This window comes from Brevibacillus choshinensis (assembly GCF_016811915.1).
GTDB lineage: Bacteria > Bacillota > Bacilli > Brevibacillales > Brevibacillaceae > Brevibacillus > Brevibacillus choshinensis_A.
The window spans coordinates 529,154-550,000 of sequence record NZ_CP069127.1 but is presented as its reverse complement, the minus strand read 5'-3'; the positions used below and the strand labels follow the sequence as shown (position 1 = coordinate 550,000).

23 protein-coding genes (1 of these 23 running past the window's edge) are annotated in these 20,847 nt (G+C 52.5%); 4 read left to right on the top strand and 19 right to left on the bottom strand.

Annotation, left to right across the window (positions count from 1 at the left end; translation table 11 throughout):
* From JNE38_RS02985 to groES, 6 genes are all read right to left on the bottom strand, one after another.
* A protein-coding gene (locus tag JNE38_RS02985; protein WP_203355191.1) for an HAD family hydrolase crosses the window boundary here: on the bottom strand, window positions 1–393 show its 5' portion. The gene continues 393 nt to the left of window position 1, outside the view; only the first 393 of its 786 coding nucleotides appear in the window; its start codon is at window positions 391–393; its stop codon lies beyond the left edge, outside the window.
* Window positions 390–1,211 carry a carbohydrate ABC transporter permease gene (locus tag JNE38_RS02980; protein WP_238933539.1) on the bottom strand — a complete coding sequence of 274 codons (822 nt, stop codon included), beginning with the start codon at window positions 1,209–1,211 and terminating at the stop codon, window positions 390–392. Before JNE38_RS02980 ends, JNE38_RS02985 begins: the two co-directional genes overlap by 4 nt.
* Before the next feature lie 16 nt (window positions 1,212–1,227).
* Window positions 1,228–2,187 carry a carbohydrate ABC transporter permease gene (locus JNE38_RS02975; protein ID WP_203357396.1) on the bottom strand — a complete coding sequence of 320 codons (960 nt, stop codon included), beginning with the start codon at window positions 2,185–2,187 and terminating at the stop codon, window positions 1,228–1,230.
* Window positions 2,188–2,273: 86 nt separating this feature from the next.
* Window positions 2,274–3,584: an ABC transporter substrate-binding protein gene (locus JNE38_RS02970; protein WP_203355190.1), complete on the bottom strand. Its 1,311-nt coding sequence runs from the start codon at window positions 3,582–3,584 to the stop codon at window positions 2,274–2,276.
* A 243-nt stretch (window positions 3,585–3,827) separates the two neighbouring features.
* Entirely contained in the window at window positions 3,828–5,459 is a 1,632-nt protein-coding gene (gene groL / locus JNE38_RS02965) for a chaperonin GroEL (protein ID WP_203355189.1), read from the bottom strand.
* 48 nt (window positions 5,460–5,507) lie between these two features.
* Window positions 5,508–5,792 carry a co-chaperone GroES gene (gene groES, locus JNE38_RS02960; RefSeq protein WP_049742269.1) on the bottom strand — a complete coding sequence of 95 codons (285 nt, stop codon included), beginning with the start codon at window positions 5,790–5,792 and terminating at the stop codon, window positions 5,508–5,510.
* 264 nt (window positions 5,793–6,056) lie between these two features.
* Here groES and JNE38_RS02955 point away from each other — a divergent pair, with 264 nt between their 5' ends.
* Entirely contained in the window at window positions 6,057–7,364 is a 1,308-nt protein-coding gene (locus JNE38_RS02955; protein WP_203355188.1) for a CAP-associated domain-containing protein, read from the top strand.
* A 26-nt stretch (window positions 7,365–7,390) separates the two neighbouring features.
* On the opposite strand, the gene JNE38_RS02950 is transcribed toward JNE38_RS02955, so the two are convergent.
* The 6 genes from JNE38_RS02950 to JNE38_RS02925 all read right to left on the bottom strand — a co-directional run bounded on the left by JNE38_RS02950 (window position 7,391) and on the right by JNE38_RS02925 (window position 11,288).
* Window positions 7,391–7,804 (bottom strand): hypothetical protein, encoded by a 414-nt coding sequence (locus JNE38_RS02950; protein ID WP_203355187.1) that lies wholly within the window; start codon window positions 7,802–7,804, stop codon window positions 7,391–7,393.
* Between the two features lie 103 nt (window positions 7,805–7,907).
* Window positions 7,908–8,681 (bottom strand): twin-arginine translocase subunit TatC, encoded by a 774-nt coding sequence (gene tatC / locus JNE38_RS02945; RefSeq protein WP_203355186.1) that lies wholly within the window; start codon window positions 8,679–8,681, stop codon window positions 7,908–7,910.
* A gap of 18 nt (window positions 8,682–8,699) precedes the next feature.
* The gene (tatA, locus tag JNE38_RS02940; protein ID WP_203355185.1) at window positions 8,700–9,059 is read right to left on the bottom strand and encodes a twin-arginine translocase TatA/TatE family subunit; all 360 of its coding nucleotides are present in this window, start codon (window positions 9,057–9,059) and stop codon (window positions 8,700–8,702) included.
* 41 nt (window positions 9,060–9,100) lie between these two features.
* Complete coding sequence (locus tag JNE38_RS02935; protein WP_203355184.1) at window positions 9,101–10,102, bottom strand: molybdopterin-binding protein; 1,002 nt, start codon at window positions 10,100–10,102, stop codon at window positions 9,101–9,103.
* The gene (locus JNE38_RS02930) at window positions 10,096–10,611 is read right to left on the bottom strand and encodes a MogA/MoaB family molybdenum cofactor biosynthesis protein (RefSeq protein ID WP_203355183.1); all 516 of its coding nucleotides are present in this window, start codon (window positions 10,609–10,611) and stop codon (window positions 10,096–10,098) included. The genes JNE38_RS02935 and JNE38_RS02930 overlap by 7 nt, the downstream gene beginning before the upstream one ends.
* Before the next feature lie 98 nt (window positions 10,612–10,709).
* Window positions 10,710–11,288 (bottom strand): 5-formyltetrahydrofolate cyclo-ligase, encoded by a 579-nt coding sequence (locus JNE38_RS02925; RefSeq protein ID WP_203357395.1) that lies wholly within the window; start codon window positions 11,286–11,288, stop codon window positions 10,710–10,712.
* A gap of 105 nt (window positions 11,289–11,393) precedes the next feature.
* On the opposite strand from JNE38_RS02925, the gene JNE38_RS02920 reads away from it, so the two are divergent.
* Entirely contained in the window at window positions 11,394–13,322 is a 1,929-nt protein-coding gene (locus JNE38_RS02920; protein WP_203355182.1) for an ABC-F family ATP-binding cassette domain-containing protein, read from the top strand.
* 17 nt (window positions 13,323–13,339) lie between these two features.
* On the opposite strand, the gene JNE38_RS02915 is transcribed toward JNE38_RS02920, so the two are convergent.
* The 7 genes from JNE38_RS02915 to JNE38_RS02885 form a co-directional block, all read right to left on the bottom strand.
* Window positions 13,340–15,556 (bottom strand): hypothetical protein, encoded by a 2,217-nt coding sequence (locus JNE38_RS02915; RefSeq protein WP_203355181.1) that lies wholly within the window; start codon window positions 15,554–15,556, stop codon window positions 13,340–13,342.
* Between the two features lie 307 nt (window positions 15,557–15,863).
* Window positions 15,864–16,946, bottom strand: coding sequence for a tRNA (adenosine(37)-N6)-threonylcarbamoyltransferase complex transferase subunit TsaD (tsaD, locus tag JNE38_RS02910; RefSeq protein ID WP_203355180.1), 1,083 nt, complete (start codon window positions 16,944–16,946; stop codon window positions 15,864–15,866).
* Window positions 16,946–17,401, bottom strand: coding sequence for a ribosomal protein S18-alanine N-acetyltransferase (rimI, locus tag JNE38_RS02905; protein ID WP_203355179.1), 456 nt, complete (start codon window positions 17,399–17,401; stop codon window positions 16,946–16,948). Before rimI ends, tsaD begins: the two co-directional genes overlap by 1 nt.
* A 5-nt stretch (window positions 17,402–17,406) precedes the next feature.
* Window positions 17,407–18,129: a tRNA (adenosine(37)-N6)-threonylcarbamoyltransferase complex dimerization subunit type 1 TsaB gene (tsaB, locus tag JNE38_RS02900; protein ID WP_203355178.1), complete on the bottom strand. Its 723-nt coding sequence runs from the start codon at window positions 18,127–18,129 to the stop codon at window positions 17,407–17,409.
* Complete coding sequence (gene tsaE, locus JNE38_RS02895; protein WP_203355177.1) at window positions 18,110–18,580, bottom strand: tRNA (adenosine(37)-N6)-threonylcarbamoyltransferase complex ATPase subunit type 1 TsaE; 471 nt, start codon at window positions 18,578–18,580, stop codon at window positions 18,110–18,112. The genes tsaB and tsaE overlap by 20 nt, the downstream gene beginning before the upstream one ends.
* 16 nt (window positions 18,581–18,596) lie before the next feature.
* Window positions 18,597–19,616, bottom strand: coding sequence for a thiamine-phosphate kinase (thiL, locus tag JNE38_RS02890; RefSeq protein WP_203355176.1), 1,020 nt, complete (start codon window positions 19,614–19,616; stop codon window positions 18,597–18,599).
* A gap of 86 nt (window positions 19,617–19,702) precedes the next feature.
* Window positions 19,703–20,179 (bottom strand): SprT family protein, encoded by a 477-nt coding sequence (locus tag JNE38_RS02885; RefSeq protein ID WP_203355175.1) that lies wholly within the window; start codon window positions 20,177–20,179, stop codon window positions 19,703–19,705.
* Window positions 20,180–20,288: 109 nt separating this feature from the next.
* On the opposite strand from JNE38_RS02885, the gene JNE38_RS02880 reads away from it, so the two are divergent.
* Together JNE38_RS02880 and cmpA are read left to right on the top strand one after the other, a co-directional pair.
* Window positions 20,289–20,624: a hydrolase/acyltransferase gene (locus tag JNE38_RS02880; protein ID WP_203355174.1), complete on the top strand. Its 336-nt coding sequence runs from the start codon at window positions 20,289–20,291 to the stop codon at window positions 20,622–20,624.
* A gap of 75 nt (window positions 20,625–20,699) precedes the next feature.
* Window positions 20,700–20,822 (top strand): cortex morphogenetic protein CmpA, encoded by a 123-nt coding sequence (gene cmpA, locus JNE38_RS02875; protein WP_152985748.1) that lies wholly within the window; start codon window positions 20,700–20,702, stop codon window positions 20,820–20,822.
* Window positions 20,823–20,847: the final 25 nt, after the last annotated feature.

Below are 20,847 nucleotides of genomic sequence, written 5' to 3'. Positions count from 1 at the left end.
TGGCGCCTGAAACTTGTAAAATCCATTCGTCACGACAGCCAAGGAATAGCCGCCCGCTTTTAATTCCGCCAGAACCTCCCGAATGCCGCTCTCCAGCAGCCAGACCTTGGGCGGTACGGAATGCTTGCGGACCAGAGGCTCTATTTCAAAAGGATCGGCAAGGTCCAACTTTCGTAATCTCTCTCGCAGAATATCATCCCAATCATACGCTTCGACGTAGCGCCCAGATGCCATTCGCGCCTCATGCTCCGCCACCATTTCTGAGACTACATCATGCTGCCTGCCCAGCCTTCCCGAGACTGCCTCTGCAATCTCCGGAAAAACCCATGCCCCAAAAGGATTCTGCATGAGTGTGCCGTCTAAATCAAACGTTATCCATCGTTTCTTGGTCATTTGATCGCCCCCGAGGTCAATCCTTCAATAAATTGTTTCGATGCAAACAAAAAAGCGATAATCATCGGTAAAGATGAAATCGTCAGGCTCGCAAACAGCAGATTCCACTCCGTGTCATACTCACCGAACAATGTGAGAACACCCAGCGGTATCGTGCTCAACTCCTCACTTTTCAAAAAGATCAACGGATAAAAAAAGTCGTTCCACACCCCGATCAGATGAACGATCCCCACCGTGGCCAACGCTGGCTTCATCAGCGGCAGGATAATCTTATAATACACCTGAAAGCCGTTGCATCCATCCAGTCGCGCAGATTGGTCCAGCTCCGTCGGGAGAGTCTTGAAGAATCCATAGAACACAAAAACCCCAAAGGGAATCCCCCCTGCCACATAAAGGATGACCAAAGACGTCAGCGTGTCCAGCAGCTGCAGCTGCAGCATGATCATGTAAAGCGGGAGAATCGCCAGCTTCATCGGGAGCATGAGGCCCAGCATAAAGAAAAACAAGACGTACGGATTCCACCGGAACGGATAGCGAGAAAGGTAGAACGCAGCCAACGAAGAGATGAACAGGATGAAAAACACAGACAAGCCACTGACATAGATACTATTCCATATATACGTACCGAAGTTTACCCGGTCCCACACTTCCGTGTAATTTTCTAAAGAAAGCGAATGCGGAAGCCCAAGAGGCGAAGTGAGAATCTCCATATTGCTCTTGAATGAAGAGACAATCATCAAAAAGATAGGATAGAGCGCCAAAAAGGCAGAGAACAACAGAACCGCATACTTTGCGTATTGTCCCCATCTAACAGTCACGTTCTTGTCCCCCCTTCTATTGTTCGTATTCCTTGCGCCGGAAGAAAAAGAGCAAGATGGCCGTTGCGCTCGAAATCATCAGGAAAAGCACAACTGCCAATGCCGAGCCGAGCCCGATCGATTCCCCTCCCGCAACAGACCCAAAAGCGAGACGATAAAAGTAAGTCGCCAGCACATCTGTTGAATAGTAAGGTCCTGCTTGAGAGCCCTGCATGGCAAAAATGAGTTCAAACGCTTCAAACGCACCAATGAAGCTCAAAATCGTCATCACCATGATCGATGGCATCGCCAAAGGAACTGTCATTCTCCACAGCATGGTGAAACCGGATGCCCCATCCATTTTGGCTGCATCATAAATTTCCGAAGGGATTGCCTGCAACCCTGCGAGGAAAATCAGGACCGCAAACCCCAGTCCATACCAGCTGTTGACCAAAATAATCGTGTAGAGCGCCGTATCCGGGCTTCCCAGCCATGGCCGCGCCAGCTCTTCTAGGCCGATGAACTTGAGAAAGGTATTTAATGCGCCGTACGTCGGGTTCAGAATTAGGCTAAAGAGGAATCCGACCACGATCACCGACAGCAGCTTCGGCATGAAAATCACCATTTTGAAAAACTCTTTCCCGCGGATCTTGCTGTTGATGAACAACGCCAGCACGAATGCCACCACGAGCTTGGTCAGCACAATCCCAATGAAAAAGATGACGTTATGACCGAGCCCACGGAAGAAGGTCTCCTGAAACGGCGATTCCGTAAACAGGCGCACGAAGTTCTCCAGGCCGACAAATGATCCCCGCTTCAGCCCATCCCAGGCAAAGAAGCTGTTTAAAAACGCGGAGAAAATCGGATAAATCTGAAACCATATATAAAAGAGAAGCGCCGGCAGCAAAAACAGGTGGACCAAGTGCCTTTTCCAGTTCCTTCGCCGTATCTTGGCAGCCTCTGTTTTGGCAGCAGCCGTTTTGTCCGTCACAGGCATACTCATGTGCCCCCTCCTCCAAAAACAGGTACAGCCAAGCGCTTCGTCCTGACTGTACCTCCGCTTTTTTCAATCGACATACGCGGCTACTTTTTCGGTTTGAACCATTTGTCGGAAGAGGCCTGAGTATCCTCCGCTACCTTATCCACCGTAAGCTTGCCGATGTACATCCCTTGCAGAGAGTCTTCAAAGGTCGTCTTGGTCGTTGGCGTGCCCTCCCCAAAGTGGACGAGCATCAGGAACGGCGCCATGCTCTTTTCGCTGAGCTGTGTCATTTTTTGCACCAACGGATGCTTCGGTGTCACGCCGGCTATTGCACTCAAGCGGCTCAAATCATCACTGAACATCTGACCGAACTCTTTCGAGGCGAGAAATTCCATGAAGAGTTTCGCTTCTTCCGGGTGCTTGGTTGCTTTTGGGATACCGTACGAGCCATCTACCCAGTTGATCATCGGCGCGTCTCCCCCCTTTTCTTTTGCAAGACCAGGGAGAATATCGATCGGCAGGTCTGGGCTTTGCTTTTCAAAGGTTTCTAGGCGATAGCTGCCATTGATGTACATCGCTGCCTTTCCCGTGTAAAAGAGCGCTTGGGCATCCTTGTCATCAATGCCGATAAAATCCGGCGGGAAAAACGGTGCCAGCTCTTGCATGCGACGGATGGATTCCTTGAACGCTGGATCGTTGAAATTGACCTCACCCGAGAGCAGCTTTTCCACGTACTCATTGCCGCCATAAGAGCTCGTTCCAATGACGCTATGCGCAATCGACAAAAGGTATGCCGCTTTTCCTGCCTGAGCAATGGGAACGATCCCTTTCGCTTGCAGTGCATGTGAAACTTGGATCAGCTCATCCCATGTCTGCGGGGGCTGCAGGCCATTGTCCTCCAATATTTTTTTGTTGTAGAAAATCACAGCCGAGTTGATAGAAAGCGGCACTCCATACACCTTCTGGTCGCTCCCTCGAGCTGCATCGAGATAAGCTTTTGGAATGTCCTGCACTCCCTTTACATCGTCAATCGGCAGCAGGTAACCCGCATCGGCAATGGATGTCGCGCCAGAATACGGACGCAATTGAACAATGTCCACCCCTGTACCTGCAGTCAGGGAATTGCTCAGAATGGTGTTGTACTCCGTTGACTTGAACGGCTTGAATTTGACCTTAATGTTGGCATGCTTCTTCTCAAACTCCGCGATGAACTTGTTGTACGCTTCCTTGTCCTCTGGTCGCCAGCTGTACATCACCAGCTCGACCGGCTCCCCTTTTGCCGGTTCTACAGCAGGTGTCGGCGCCGCCCCCGTAGCTTGCCCGCCCGATGTTGACGAAGGCGAGCTGCTACTGCACGCACTCACCACCAGCATCAGAACGGCGCAAATCAGCCAAACCCCTACACGTCTCATCACCAATCTCCTCCATGAAAGATAATGGATGCCTCTCTCTTGTGTTTCTCTCTTTGTAGTAATGTTTAGTATTCAAACTCCAATTTCAGAAACAAATTTCCCGAAAAAATTTACAATTTTCTAATAATAAAACAACGAGTTCAGCAATAGATAGGATTTTTCCGGAAAACCTAATTTGCACAAAAAAAGAGACAGACGATAGTCTGCCTCTCTTTTCGAAAAACGGCGAGCCGCTTTTCTTTCTTACATCATGCCCATGCCGCCCATGCCGCCCATATCAGGCATACCCATAGGAGCTTTGTTTTCTTCTGGTTTGTCAGCAATCACTGCTTCGGTAGTCAGGAACATAGCCGCTACGGATGCAGCATTGGACAGCGCGGAGCGAGTTACTTTCGCAGCATCCACGATACCAGCTTCCAGCATGTTTACATATTCTTCAGTAGCAGCGTTGAAGCCGATGCCTACTGGTTCTTTTTTCAGACGCTCTACGATTACAGAGCCTTCGAGGCCTGCGTTCGCAGCGATTTGACGAACTGGCTCTTCCAGGGAGCGGAGTACGATGTGTACACCTACAGCCTCTTCGCCTTCTACTTTAACGCCTTCAACAGCTTTGATTGCGTTGATGAGAGTAGTACCGCCACCAGGTACGATACCTTCTTCTACTGCAGCGCGAGTAGAGTTCAGTGCGTCCTCGATGCGGAGCTTTTTCTCTTTCAATTCAGTTTCGGTAGCTGCACCGACTTTGATAACTGCTACGCCGCCAGCCAGTTTAGCCAGACGCTCTTGCAGTTTTTCACGATCGAAATCGGAAGTGGTGTCTTCGATTTGTTGACGGATTTGAGCTACGCGGCTTTCGATGTTCGCTTTGTCGCCAGCACCTTCAACAACAGTAGTGTTTTCTTTGGTAACCACGATTTTGCCTGCGCGGCCCAATTGTTCCAGCTTGGTGGATTTCAGGTCTAGACCCAGTTCTTCTGTGATTACTTCGCCGCCAGTCAGAGCAGCGATATCTTGCAGCATAGCTTTGCGGCGATCGCCGAAGCCAGGTGCTTTAACCGCTACAGCTGTGAAGGTACCACGCAGTTTGTTCACTACCAGGGTAGCCAGCGCTTCGCCTTCTACATCTTCAGCGATGATCAAGAGAGGTTTGCCGCTTTGTACCACTTGCTCCAGTACAGGCAGAACTTCTTGGATGTTGGAGATTTTTTTGTCAGTGATCAGGATGAACGGGTTGTTCAGAACCGCTTCCATCTTGTCAGTGTCAGTGATCATGTAAGGGGAAGCGTAGCCGCGGTCGAATTGCATACCTTCTACTACTTCCAGCTCGGTTACGAAGCCTTTGGATTCTTCAACGGTGATTACGCCGTCTTTACCCACTTTTTCCATAGCTTCTGCGATCAGGTTTCCAACTTCTTGATCGTCAGCGGAAATAGCCGCTACTTGTGCGATCGAAGATTTGTTTTCAACTGGCTTCGCGATGGATTTGATTTCTTCTACAGCTGCACGAACAGCTTTTTCCATACCGCGGCGGATAACCATTGGGTTAGCGCCAGCCGTTACGTTTTTCAGACCTTCACGGATCATTGCAGCAGCCAGAACCGTTGCAGTGGTAGTACCGTCACCAGCGATGTCGTTGGTTTTGGTAGCTACTTCTTTCACCAGTTGAGCGCCCATGTTTTCATAAGCGTCTTCCAGTTCGATTTCTTTTGCGATGGTTACACCGTCATTGGTGATGAGCGGAGAACCGAATTTTTTCTCAAGTACCACGTTACGGCCTTTTGGACCGAGGGTTACTTTTACCGCATTTGCCAATGTTTCCACACCGCGGAGCATCGAGCGGCGTGCGTCTTCAGAAAACTTCACTTGTTTAGCCATCTAATCTCTACCTCCTGTTATGTGTTGGTTCGTTCAAATTCCTATGTCTTAACCGATGATCGCGAGGATATCGGATTCGCGCAGCACGAGGTATTCTTTATTGTCTACCTTGACTTCAGTACCAGCGTATTTGGAGAAGATTACTTTATCGCCGTCTTTTACTTCCAACGCGATGCGCTCGCCGTTGTCAGCAACACGACCCGAACCTACTGCGATTACGCGGCCTTCTTGCGGTTTTTCCTTTGCAGAATCAGGCAAAACGATACCGCTTGCAGTCGTTTCGTCTTTGGAGATAGCTTCGATTACCACACGGTCACCCAATGGCTTAAGCACTAAAAACACCCTCCTCAAAAAATGTAGGTAAACAAATTTTACGTTGTTAGCACTCGATTGATATGAGTGCTAACACCCAATTCCTATAATAATGAATCACTATCTACTTTGCAAGTAGTTTCCCTCACTTTTTTCCAGATCCAGTCCCAATCATGCGTCACTCTCGCAGATCCTGCCGTCTAGCAAAAAGAGTTCTACCAATCCATCCCGCTCATATAAATCAGATAGAGTCTCAAGACAAGCTAGCAAAGGAGCGATCCGCACATGCGCAAATGGCTGCTGATTGGGCTGTCTGTCCTCTCGATCGTGGGCATCAGCCGTTTCTTCTCATCTGATCACTCGTCACTCATCCGGGTCAACCTCAACCCTTCCACTGTCTATTGGGATGGACGCGAAGTCGCCTCTACTCCAGAGACAGGTGCGAATCAAGGAGGCACAGGGGATGCACCTGCCACTCTCGAATACAAGGGAACGCTCTATGTCCCTCTTTCCGTCATTGGCCGCCAGCTGAACAAACCAGTCGGCTGGGATGAAGCATCTAATTCTGCCTGGGTAGGACAACCTCCTGCTGCACTTGCCAAGCAGCCTTCAACAAATACGGCTACCGTCCAAGCCCCTGCAAATACTAGTGCCGCTCTGGGCAGCTCCTCACAACTGGTCGCCAAGGCCGAGAAGCCAAACACCCTCTTCGGTATTTCTCTCGGCATGTCATCCGCAGAGGTCACGAAGAGGCTGGGTGCTCCCTCCCGCAAGGACCCCAGCAGTCTCGGCTATCAGTGGTGGATCTACAACCGGGACCCTGCACGCTATGTACAAGTAGGCGTCGCAAACGGCAAAGTAGTCGATCTCTACTCGCTCGCCCCGTCAGCCAAGCTGGGTGACATCGGCATCGGAACGGCCATGCAGGCACTGGAGAGACAGCATCCCCTGCAAAATGTCGTCACGTTCACCTATATGGGAGCCAATATCCAGATCACCAATCAGAAGCAACAGCGGCCGCTCGTCATGGAAAACGGAACCGCTGCCATCTATTATCTGGACCAGCAGAATAACGATAAAGTGACGGCGCTGCGTCTGATTGATACGCAAATGCTCTTGCGCGGCGGCTTTTACGAGACGAAATGGTCGTATCGGGGACAAGCTCCCGATTTTGATCCGCCTGCCCTCAGCGTAAAAGAACGGGAATTGGTCAACGCGGCGTATGAACAGCAAATCCTGGACCTGGTCAATGTCTCGCGCTATCGCTTCAAGCTCCCCGCTCTTGCATGGAATGACGAGGCTGCCCAGGTGGCAAGAAAGCACAGCCTCGATATGGAAAGCAACGATTTCTTTGATCATGTATCCGCCTCGACAGGAAGCGACCCGTTTGACCGCTTGAAGCAAGCGAAGATCTCGTACCGCATGGCAGGCGAAAACATCGCTGCCGGATATCCGGATGCCATCGAAGCACACGAAAGCTGGATGAACAGCCCTGGCCATCGAAAAAATGTGCTCGAAAAAGGCTTCACCCAGCTTGGTGTAGGGGTCGTCACGGATTACTATACGCAAACTTTCCTGACCCCCGCCGAGTGATTCTCGGATCTCCTCGAAGCGGGAATTTACGGCAGCTTGACCAGCTCTTTCAGCGTTTTGACGCTCACGGAAAACTCAACAACGATGGTCTCGTATTGCTTGGTATGCAAAATGAGCCACGGCGGCCGGCTTCCTTTCTTGGGTATCACCACAAACATTTCAGCGATATCTGCCTCAATGCCAGCCGATCGCTGCGTCAGACGTTTCGGGGGGACCAGTGGGATTTTCACGACCCTTACATGATCAAGGGACGGGTTAAATTCCAGGACTCGCCCGCTCACACTGTCCAATATGAGCTGCGCTTCTTTTTGCAACGCCGGTGTATTATCGAAAGTCGCTATGACCTTTTGCTGGTCCGAGTCAAACACCTCAACCTGCTCCGTCGCCAGTGCGGTTTGACCTGACGAGAAGAAGAGCGCCAAACATAGAATCAGCCACATAAACGGGCACCCCCTATCATAACCGTACTAGTATTGCCCACTTCCTCTTGAAAATACGAAAAGTCTCCTGTCGTCATAACAGGAGACTTTTTGTTTGAACGGATTAGCGTACCGCTTCATCTGTTTCGTACTGATACTCGCTTTCCCATTCTGCCTGTTCTCTCAGCTGTTTGCGGTAGACTATCCTCGACAGCCAGATGCTCATTTCATATAAGAGAAGCAGCGGGATCGTCACGAGAATGTCGCTCACAATTTCAGGAGGAGTCAAAGTAATCCCCACAACGGCGAGGCCAAAGTAGGCAAATCTCCGCATTTTCGCGAGCCTCATCGGATTCAAGATCCGAATCCGGGTCAGGAACATCACGATGATCGGGAGCTGGAACAGTATGCCGAATGGAATCACCATATTAAACATAAATCCGAAGTATTCGGCGATCCCGTAGTTTGGATCTGCTCCGATGTTCGCTGTCATGTTGGTCATGAACTGCATGATCATTGGAAAGACCACATAGTAGCCAAACACGATCCCGATCAAAAACAAAAAGCATGCGGCCGGAATGAAGTAGAGCGAGCCCCGCTTTTCATTCACATTCAGCCCTGGAGATACAAATCGCCATATATGGTACAACGCCACCGGAAGAGTCACGACAATGCCGATCAAAAAGGCGAATTGCATATAGACGCGAAGCGCATCTGATGGATGCAAGGAGATGATCGGCACTCCATCCGCTATGGGCTCCTGCTTGAGATACTCGATAAGAGGACCAGCCAAAAAGAAGCCGGCAATCAAAGCGACAATAAATACGGCGAGCACCCACATGATGCGTTTGCGCAGCTCTGTCAGGTGTTCGACTACTGTCATTTCTTGATCTGTCATGGCAACCACCTTGCCCAACTAAGCCTTTTGTTGTTCCTTTTCCATCGCAGAACGTTCCAATTCCATCTTTTCACGAATCTCTTTTTCGATGCGCTCCCGTTCCAGACGCTCGCGAATTTCACGTTCGATCTTCTCTCGGTCAAAGGCATCCTTTTCCGTGATGACGGCTGTTTTGGCAACAGTCGCATCCTTGGCCTGCTCCTTGCGCTTTGCTTCGTCGTCATCATCATCGTCACTCGTCAGGCTGCGAGTGGCATTTTTAAATTCCTTCAGAGTATGACCAACTGCACGCCCCAATTCCGGAAGCTTTTTCGGTCCGAATAATACCAATGCCAGGATCAAAATCAAAATCAGTCCAGGAATCCCAATTGTACTCATGACTTTCACTCCTTTTTCCTGTTAGTTTCCAGTCTAACCAACTAGCCCTTCCGTAAACCACCGTATCCGAGGCGCGTCATGTCAGCGGCCCCAATACGCTCTCCAGCCAAAATCCGCGGCAAAAACACATCAAAGGAAGTAAACTTCTCATGCATCACGGCGCCAGGCAATCCAAGTATCGGGATATCGCCCTTGTAGGCAACCATGAGCATCGACCCCGGCAGCATAGGTGTTCCGTAACGCACGACTTCGGCCCCTACTCCCGCGATTGCTCCAGGGGTACGGTCATCCGGATCGACGGACATGCCGCCTGTGACCAAAATCATATCAACACCTTGCTCGAGAAATGCGTGAATCTCTTTTTCGATCAGTTCTTTATCATCAGGGGCAAAGCGCTGCTCTACTATGTCTGAACCGAGCGCCTCTACCTTGCTGCGGATGGCAGGGCCAAACTTGTCTGCAATCCGTCCGGAGAAGACTTCTCCACCTGTGGTGACAAGGCCGATCCGTTTTTCCTGGAACAGCTTGACTTGGACGATCGGCTCCCGGAATTGCTTGGCCAGCTCCTCCAGCTCCACAATCCGCTTTTCTTCGATGATCAAGGGGATGATCCGTGTCGCAGCAAGGGTATGCCCTGGATGAACCACCTGATCGCCATAGATCGTGGAAAAAGCAATGCCTTCCAAAGCGTTCAAAGCATGGACCGCTTCCTCGTTGATTTTAGCCAAACCGGTACGTGAAGCCTTCATGGAGACTTTTCCTTCGTATGGTTCTGTCAACGTCAAGCCTCCGCCGGATACGGCTTTGGCGATGCGAATGCCTGCTTCTTCCTCGTGGATAAAACCTTCTGGCATTTCCAGCACGTAGATGTGCTCCTTGCCGATCGAAAGCAAAGGCTCGATATCCGCTTCCGTTACAACGTGACCTTTTTTGAACAGGCGACCCTTGAACTCACCCGGCAGTATTTGCGTCATATCGTGCGGAAGCATCATGCCTATCGCTTCGCGGACCGGCACTTCCTTCATTTGTGGCTTGTCTACCATCCCAAACCGCCCCAATCTTCATTGGCCTCTCCCGTTCCCTGCAGGATATGCAAGGCATCCGACAGCATATCGCCGATCGCATTGAAACAAATCTCTACGCCTGTAGGATTGCCCGGAAGGTTGATAATGAGAGTGTTTCCTCTCGTGCCCGCTACCGCTCTCGTCAGCATGGCGCGGCGAGACTGCTGCAATCCGGCGCGACGCATTTCCTCGGCGAGTCCAGGAACAGGTCGATCTGTGACCCACGCGGTTACCTCCGGAGTGACATCCCGCGGACTCAGCCCCGTTCCGCCTGTTACAATCAAAAGATCGCATTTTTCCCGGTCTACCAGCTCAATCATATTTTCTTTCAGGTCTTCCATATCATCGGTGACAGCTCGGTAGATTGCCACATCCACATGCAACCATTCCGTTGTCAATTGACGAATAATCGGGATGCGGTCGTCCGCTCGGTCACCTCTGGCGATGGAATCGCTCGCTGAAATCACGCCTACCTTCCATTTGCCCACAGCTCATTCCTCCGTTTTTTCATTCGATTGTATTGTACACTTTTTTGCTCGTGCTGTAGATAGTACCTCCAGAAAAGACCGTGCCTGACACAAAAGATTCACGTTTGAAAGAAACCGTTTTCTGTGACTACTCCATCCAAGCCGATATCGTGCATCTCTCGCGGTACCTGATCGACAAGCTGCATGGAGAACGCAATTCCCACCAATAAAGGACGTGGTTGAAGTCCAGCCAGGAATCGATCGTAGAAGCCTCCGCCGTATCCCATTCTTCCCCCGTGACGGTCAAAGGCTACCCCTGGAACCAACACCGCGTCCAGCTTGGTCAAGTCGGCTTCTTCGGCCAAAGCCGGGTCAGGCTCCCAGATCCCGTACACGCCCTGCTTCAGCATATGCTTCCCTTCATATCGATAAGGAATGAGGCGTCGCTCTGCGGTTAGCGTCAGCGGCAGCCAAATCTCCTGCCCTCTCGCCTTTGCTTTTTCAATGAAGGGGAGGATATCCAGTTCGGCACCAAACGGGTGAAAGGCCATGATCGCTCTCGCCCCTGCGAGCCGTTCATGCTCTGCTGCATGTCGGCATGCCCGAGCCGAATATTCTCTTCGCAGCGCATCCGGCAATGCCTTTCGTTCTTCGATGATCCGGCTTCGGAGCTGCTGCTTGACCGCTTTTGGATCCATATTCACGTCTACCCCTCCCGAAACATACAGGTAACATGCCCCAAGGCTTGTCCCTGACACTCTCTCTAGGCTACACTGGCTATAGTATATAAAGAGGTGAAACTGATGATTTTGCTGCAAGCTGAACATATAGAAAAAACCTACGGCATCGAGACCATTTTACAGGACATCTCCTTGCAAATTCAAACCGGAGAGAGGGTCGGGCTCGTCGGCGTCAATGGCGCGGGAAAATCGACCTTGATGAAAATACTTGCGGGCGAGCTGAGCTATGACAGCGGGACGATCCGGATTCCCAAGGAAGTCTCTCTCGGCTATCTCGCACAAAATGGCGGATTGGAATCCGAACGCAGCATCTGGGATGAAATGATGAGTGTATTCACCCATTTGCAGCAAGAGGAAAAGGAGCTGAGGGAGCTTGAGGCGAAAATGGGCGACCCGGCTGTAATCGCCGATGACAAGCGCTACCAGCAGATTTTGGAGAGCTATTCCCTGCGTTCCGAAGCATTTAAAGAAAAGGGCGGGTACAGCTATGAGGGGTCGATTCGCGGCGTCCTGCACGGCTTGCGCTTTGCGGATATGGATTACCAGACTCAGATCCGCACGCTGAGCGGCGGGCAAAAGACCCGTCTGGCGCTGGCAAAGCTGCTGCTGCAATCCCCGACGATCCTCCTGTTGGACGAGCCGACCAACTACCTGGACATTGAGACACTCACCTGGCTGGAGACGTACCTGCAGAACTATCAGGGAGCCATTCTGGTCGTATCCCACGACCGCTATTTCCTCGACAAGCTCGTGACGATCGTCTACGAAATCGAACGGCATCGCGCCACCCGCTACGTCGGAAACTACAGCCGTTTCCTCGATCAAAAGGCTGCACGCTTGGAGCAAGAGCTCAAGCGTTTTGAAAAGCAGCAGGAGGAAATAGCCAAGCTGGAAGATTTCATTGCACGGAACATCGCCCGCGCAACGACGACCAAACGCGCGCAAAGCCGACGCAAGACCTTGGAGAAAATCGACCGTCTGGACAAGCCGATCATGAACAACAAGTCGGTACACTTCTCGTTCGAGGTGTCCAAAATGAGCGGAAACATCGTGATGAAGGCGGCGAATGTGGCCATCGGCTATCCGGATGCTGTCCTCTCCCGCGGGCTGACTTTTGAAATCGAGCGAGAAGAACGAGTGGCTCTGGTCGGGCCGAACGGAATCGGCAAATCGACCCTGCTCAAAACCATCGTCGGTCAGCTGAATGCGCTCAAGGGAGACGTCCAGTTCGGCAGCAACGTCACGATCGGCTACTACGATCAGGAGCATCGCAATTTGAATGTGAGCAACACCGTTCTCGGCGAGATCTGGGACGAGTACCCGCAGATGCTGGAAAAAGACGTGCGGACGCTGCTCGGAAACTTCCTGTTCAGCGGAGACGATGTGCAAAAGCGCATCTCGGACCTGTCTGGCGGAGAACGTGCCCGCGTATCCCTCGCCAAGCTGATGCTCAAGCAGGCCAATTTCCTGATCTTCGACGAGCCGACGAACCACTTGGACATTTACAGCAAGGAAGTGCTCGAAAATGCCCTGTATGATTATCCCGGCACGATTTTATTCGTGTCCCATGACCGTTACTTCCTGAACAAGATTGCCAGCCGTGTCCTCGAGCTGTCGCCGAACGGAGTGACGAACTATCTGGGGAACTACGATTACTACGTGGAGAAGAAACAGGAACTGGCTGAAATGGCAGCAGAGCTCGCAGCCGGACCGACGAAAAAGCAAGGCGCTGCCCCTCAGCCAGAAAAGACCTCCTATGAGCTGGATAAGGAAGCCAAACGACGCGAACGTCAGCGCGTGCGCCGTCTGGAGGAAATCGAAGCGACCATTCAAAAACGGGAAGCGGATATCGTCAAATGGGAGGAAGAGCTCTGTCTCCCGGAAATCTACAGCGATCATGTGCAGGCCAAGGAGCGCAACGATCTGATCAGTGCAGCCCGGTTGGAGCTGGAGCAGCTGTACGACGAATGGAGCACCCTTTCTGAGGAATAAACTTTTTTGGGCACGGCTCAGGTCGTGCATTGTTCATCCTTTGACTCTCCTAATGCGGCGTATAGGGCCGGCACGACAAGGAAAATGATGCATGTCGCGGCTGTAACGATGCCAGAGTCATTGAGAGCAAGTCCTGCCAGGGAGCCAGCTATCACTCCGGAAAAACCCTTTACCAAAAACGGCGTATTCCGGGCCAGGTGACGCAGGAAGCGATCATTCCACAAGGCTAACAGTCCGAGGACAATGAGTGAGACGACGAATACCTTGCTCCAGATGGAGACGCGGATTAATCGCACGTTCATGGCGATCTTGCGCTCCAGCATCCGCCCTACTTCGTCCCACTGACCGGAGACAATCTGATCCGCGACCCTGCCGATGTGCGTTAGCGGCTGATCCGTCAAAAGGCTGCCGACAATCAGCGTCACAATGCCAGCCATGAGGCCTCCTGCCAAAATCAGGAGGCCTTTTTTTCCGATGGTCCACCCCTGCAAGCGCGAGAACGCCACAAAAAAGCCTACCAGCCCCGCGAGGAAGCCTCCTGCATCCGTACCCAAGCCGGGCGCTACCATGTAATAGAGCACAGCTGTGAAGATAATCGCCGCAAGGATCGGGCGCAGCCTATGCCAAACAATCTGATACAGTGCGGCCACCGTCATGATCGAGCTGCCAATCAGCACACCTTCGAATTCATTTCCCAACCCGTAAAATCTCGCTCCGATCACCGGGTCGTACCCCAGGTAGGAGCTGCGCATCAAAGTCGCACCCGTCCATCCATCCACCAGGAGACAAAGCACCGTGAACCCGCAAACGATCGCTGTGGTCTGTGCCAGCGAGCGTTGCTCCAGCCAAAACGCCGCCAACAAAGCGACAATGATCAGCACTCCGAGTACGACCGGTCCAGAGGCCTCCCAGTCGAGCCATGCCTCCAGCAGCAGCAAAGCCGGGAAGCACAGCATCACCAAGAGCGACAGCCTCACGCCTCTTTGCAAAAGTTCAAGCCCCGCTCCGCCATTTAGCCGTTTGCTTACCATCCACAGAATGGCTGCACATGCCAGTGTGATGATCTGCAGCATGACAAACGAGTACAAAACAGAGGAGCGTGTGGCGTATGTATGATGAATCTGGTGGACCTGCTGTACGAGCTGGTCGGCGCTTTTCTTGGGATCTATTCGGATCGCATGGCCAGTCAGCCCTTTGGGAGTCTGCACATCCAGCCATGCCAAAATGGTAGGCAAAACATCGAGGCCACTGATCAGCCCCGATTGCCTTGTCGTAGCGGAGGTTAGAAGTCCTTTACCTTTGTCTCCCCATACAAGCACCGGAGGCAACAGCGTCTTTTCTTTAGCAGCTCTGGCATTTACGGCAGGCGAGAGAAGCATGACGCGCTGGCTCTCACTTCGGCCCTCCAGGAGTCGATCCAAAAATCCCCCCAGCTCAGACAGGACCCGATGATAGTGGCGCTCATACTGGCTCGGCTCCATTTCTTCCGCCATCTGATAGAGTCGGGACAAATCGGAGAGCTGAACGGCGATCAGCCCAGAATGACGATCTGCACGGATCCTTTGGAGCAAATACGAGTAGTTGGTTTGAATTCCGTAGGGAGACCCCCGCTTATGGAGGACTGTATTCATGGACAAGTCACCTGTCGGCACCTGTCCATGCTCATCCATGGCAAACAGGACACTATGGCGTTGACGGAAATCGTCATAGTCTCCATTCCCCAAGACCGATACGGGGATTTGATGAGACCTCAACAGCTTGCCGAGCATTCCGATTTGCGGAGTATACGATCTGTCCTGGTTATCGGCAAGAAGCCGGAAAATACCGGGAAAAACGATGGAAGAGCGCGCTAGCTTTTGCGCTTCGTCCAAAGCCCCCAGCTCCTGCGCCCTTTCCCCCGCCGTCTCATGGGCAGATACGGATTCCCATGGATGGTAGCCCGTCCCGCTGCGCTCGGTATACACAGCTTGCGCTCCGCTGCCCATCAATAAATAGCCGTTTGGAGCATTTCTCGCTCCTGGCGAGCGGATCGAAACCGCTCCTGCTGCCGATTGGTTGATCCACTTATCCACATGGGGATATTGTCGAAGCTGCTCCAGATCGTAAAACGACATGCCTTCTACGAATAGCACAATCACTTGCGGTGTTTCCTTTGCCAATCCTGGTTTTCCGTTATTTGCTCCAGCAAACAGTATCAGGAATGTAAAAATCCAAAGCATGATGCTCTTCTTCATCGAGGCCCTCCTGTTGATAACTGCACCACTCTTATCCACATATTCCACAAAAGAATTCACAAGCCAAGTGTGATTTTCCCGGTCATTTTTCGTGTTATCACCAGTATTCACAGGCGGGGGAAGGAACAACCAGAAAAGTTATTCGATAGATGTGGATAACCTGGCAGCTCACCTGTTATCATCCCACGAGTATAGGCCTATAAGGGGGCAGGTATACGGAGCGGAAACAAAAAAACATCCCCGGTCCTGCCTATCCGAAAGGCAAGAGATACGGGGATGCTTCGGTAATGGTAACATTCTCAAGCGATCAGTGATCGGAAAGCGACAAGCCCGGTACTCCATTCAGATCGAGCTTTGCGAATTGCCCTTTTTCATAACGGATAAAGCCTGCTGCCGCAATCATCGCTGCGTTGTCCGTGCACAGCGTAAACGGCGGAATCACCAGCGGGATCCCTTCTTCCTGACAGCGGCTGTGCAGTCGCTCCCGCAGTCCGCGGTTCGCTGCAACCCCACCCGCCAAGAGCACTTGTCTCGCTCCGTATTGACGGACAGCACGCAAGGTTTTCTCCACCAGCACCTCCGTGACAGAGTCCTGAAAGCTTGCAGCAAGATTAGCCGGCTCGATGGTTTCTCCGCGTTGTGCTGCGTTGTGCAGCGTATTGAGTACGGCGGACTTCAAGCCGCTAAAGCTGAAGTCGTACGAGTCTGGCTCCAGCCATGAGCGCGGCAAGGGAACATTGGGAATGCCTTCGTGAGCGAGACGGTCGATGTGCGGGCCGCCGGGATAAGGCATCTGGAGCGCACGCGCTACCTTGTCGTACGCTTCGCCCGCCGCATCGTCACGCGTTTCTCCCAAGATTTCAAACTGACCGTGCTCCTTCATCCAGACCAGCTCGGTATGACCGCCAGAAACAACTAGCGCGATCAACGGGAAATCCATTTCTTCGACCAAACGATTCGCGTAAATATGCCCGGCAATATGGTGGACTCCGATGAGTGGAATTCCGCGAGCCAGCGAGATCGCTTTGGCTGCTGCCACTCCGACCAGAAGGGCTCCCACCAGTCCCGGACCGTACGTCACTGCGATGGCATGAATGTCATCGAGGGTCTTGCCTGCGCTCTCCAATGCCTCCTCGATTGTCAGCGTGATGTTTTCCACATGGCGGCGGGAAGCCACCTCGGGAACCACACCGCCAAACCGCTTGTGAATGTCTGCCTGGGAGGCAATGACATTCGAAAGCACTTCTCGTCCGTCGCGCACGACTGAGGCGGATGTCTCGTCGCAACTGGTCTCGATCCCTAGTATATAAGTCGGTTCACCCGACTGTTTGTGTGCCTGGTAGGCCTGCTGCACGCGCATGTCGTAGCGCGACGTAAATGTCTTGTTCATTACAATGTCACCCACATAATAATTGCGTCCTCATTGTTATCGGAATAGTATCGTTTGCGCACACCGTGCTCCCGAAAGCCCAGCTTGGTGTACATGTTGCGAGCTACTGTATTGGATGGCCGGACTTCCAAGGTCATGCTTTTCGCATGAAACATCCTCGCTACATTCATCATCTTGATCATGAGAGACAGGCCGATCTTTTTCCCGCGGTACAATGGGTGTACCGCCACATTGGTAATATGCGCTTCATCGATGATAATCCACATTCCGCAGTAAGCCACAATTCGATTTTGATGAATGGCGACGACATACCGGGCGTTCGGATTTTTCGTCAACTCATTGACGAATGCATCATGTGGCCAGGGCGTGCTAAACGACAGCCTCTCCAGCTCAGTGACAGCCCCTACGTCCGCCATCGTCATAAAACGGTATTCCAGTTCATTTGGTGGAATCATTGAAATTACTCCTTTGCGGAACCCTCCTGCTTTTGGGCCAGCCATTTGGCCTCAGCTTCCGCCAATTGAAGGTACTCAGGCACCAGTTCGTGTGGATTCCCGCCGGCCTGCAGCTGGCGCATCGCCAAGTAGCCGATATGGGCTGCACGCGGATGATGCTGTGCCGGTGTTGCAAAGCGTGCTTGCTCTCCCAATCCCTGCTCGATCGCTTCCCGATGCAGGCTGACATCCTCTCCGAGAAACAGGATGGGATCTCCCTGTGCCTGTTCTCTGAGAAGCGGCAGCCATTCCTGCAAAAGGATAATCCTCTCGTCATCCTGCAAACGAACGGACTCCATGCCCTCTGTCCGGTAGCCCCCCGAGTAAACCTGACCTCTGCGGGCATCAAACAAAGGCACGATCAGGCCGGGAAAGCCGACTGCGTTCATCGCGACTGCCTGCAGGCTGGAAATGCCGACTACCGGCAAGTTCAACGACCAGGCCATGCTCTTGGCGGTTGCGACTCCGATACGAACACCCGTGTAAGATCCCGGTCCTTTTGCGACGCCCAGTCCACCGAGCTGCTCAGGCAGTGTACCCGTCGCATCCAGCAGTTCGGAGATGCAGTCCATGAGACGGATGGAATGGTTCTTTTGCTGATTGGTCGTCATCTCCGCCAGGACCCGTTCTTCATCCACAACGGCTACACTGAGCACCAGATTGGACGTGTCAATTGCCAGTACGCGCATCAAAATCAAACTCCTCACACAAATTCACATAACGTACACCCTGCGGTACCAGCTCAATCAGACGTTCGTCCTCTCCTACCGTCCGCAACAAGACCGTTAATCGGTCTGCCGGGAGCACTTCTTCAATCAAAGAAGCCCACTCTACCACACAAACTCCATCTCCAAAAAAATAGTCGTCCAGCCCGAGCGAGTCCACATCATCTCCTACCCGGTAGACATCCATATGGTATAACGGCAAGCGCCCCTGATATTCTTTTATGATCGTAAACGTCGGACTGTTCACCACTTGCTTGACTCCGAGACCCCGTCCCAGCCCTTGGGTGAATGTCGTTTTCCCTGCGCCCAGATCACCCTCCAGCGCCATGAAGTCACCAGGCTGCAAAAGGGCTGCGAGGCTCTCCGCAAAAAGCTGTGTTTCCTCCACTCCAGAGAGCGTCCACTTGTACGCCATGCTTGTCATCCCCTTTTTATTCAGGCCGCCCAAAATGATTGAACCCGGCTTTGGGTAACGGCATCTGCCTGCCTCCTCGCGTGCATGCGACAGCCGATTGTCCTTCCCTCGCATCTACACGGCCAATGACTGCAAACGGAATGCCCGCTGCCGCAAATTGCTCCTGCAAGGCTCCGACATGCTCTGCATCCGCAGTTCCCACGAGTTGGTAGTCTTCACCGCCGTAAAACACCCAATCTAACGGATCTCTTCCTGCTCGCTCTGCATAGAAGCGGAGGTCCTCTCTGATCGGAATCAAGCTGGCGTCGATCGACAGAACCGCCTGGCTCGCCTCGGCGATTTCCCACAGCTCTGAGGCAAGACCGTCACTGATGTCGTTTAACGCCCCATTCCCTCGAACAGCCTGCAAAATCCTCCCTGCGTTCACTTGGGCAGACGGGCGTTGATGCTCTCGTACGAGCTGCCGATACCGGGCAGGAATCGTTTCTCCTGTCCCTTTTAGCTGCAGCAGCAGATGAAGTCCAGCTGCCGAACAACCGACGTACCCGGTCACAAACACCACTTGACCCGCTTTTGCCTGAGAGCGGCGAATAGCCCGTCCCTTTTCCACTTCACCGAGAACCGTCACGGAAAGCTGAAGGGCGTCTGGTGCGGAAACCGTATCCCCGCCAATCAATCTCACCCCATACGCTTTGCAGGCTTCATGAATGCCGTCGTAGATTTGACTGGTCATCTCTGCCGACCAGCTGGGGGAAACTGCGATACTCACCAATGCATAGCGAGGAACCCCACCCATGGCCGCAATATCGCTGATGTTGCTGATGACCGACTTGTAGCCGATATCGCTCGGGTTCATGGTTTCTTTTAGAAAGTGAACCGTCTCGACCATCGCGTCACAGCATGCCACCACTTCCATGGCCGGCGTCGGTGTAAAGACAGCGGCATCATCCCCGATTCCGACGGTCAAGCCGTCGCCTTCCTGTCCGTCCGAACGTCTCGTCCATTGCCGGATCAGGGAAAATTCATCGTGTGCCACTTTACGAACGCTCCTTTACGGCATAGTCAGTCCATTATAACGCTGGTGTCCAAAGGCGTGCAAGGAAGCCCACTTTCCTGAGTGCTTTAGGTAGAGGGGGCGGTTTCCTTCCATTCACGCAGGATCAGCTTGCCGCTGCATCGTCCGCAGCGGTATCGAGACGGGTTCATTTTGCGCTTGCGCTTGTAGCTCATGCCGCATGCCTGGCAGACCAGCTCGTAGCGATAAGGCAGACGTGTGCGACCGTCCCCGACCTGCTGACAGTATCTGCTGCCGCCCACTTGTTTCAGGAGCATCTGAAAGTCGCGGTCTGCGTGGCGGTAGCCCCGCTTGGCCAAATGTAAATGATAATGGCAAAGCTCGTGCTTGATGATGGCGACGAGCTCGTCCATACCATGCTCCTCCAAGTGCTTCGGATTCAGCTCGATGTCATGCGAGCGCAGCAGGTACCTTCCCCCGGTCGTGCGCAGTCGGCTGTTAAAACGAGCCTGATGGCGAAAGGGCACGGCAAAAAATTGCGTGGAAATGTCCTCCACCAGCTTCTGCAATTCCTGATCGGTCATCTCTTCTCCTCCGCTCCTGTCTTTCCTTTCACGATAGCAGTTCCGGTTGAAAAGTGCCAGACAGATAGGCTACACTGGGTGGTAGAAAAGTAGATTGGTGGAGGAGCTTATGCGCTATTTGCTGTTGCAGGAAGGTACCGGACTGCATTTCGTCGCGTTGCCTGAATCACATATGTATCAGCTGGTCGCTCTTTTGAAGCGGCTGCACAAGGAAATCGACAAACTGACTATCGCGGATCGGCCAGACCTGCCTCTTGTCGTTGCAGAATGTTCCGATTTGGAGCTGCTTGACAGCGAGCTCGCAGTCACAGATGGGCTCGACTATGTAAGCCGACTCGAAGCCCGTTTCGCTTCCCTGCAGGAAAGCGAATATCCGTTGATCTCCCTTTTGACCGAAATTCGCGCCCTGCAAGCGCAGCTGGAGTACCTGCTGGAGGAAGAGTAAGTAAAAAAATAGGTACCTCCCTCTCGTCCTGTGCATACACTTGCCAGTAGACGATGAACTTCAGGAGGTACCTTCATGCCACAGTGGATGCGTAGGCAGTTGCAGCGTGCCTTCAGCGGGAAGGATGTTCGGCAGATTCGCCTGTTGAACAGTTGTTGGTTCTTATACTGGGAAAAACATGGCGGCCGTCCTGAATAAACAGGGAGCCGCCTTTTTGTTTCTT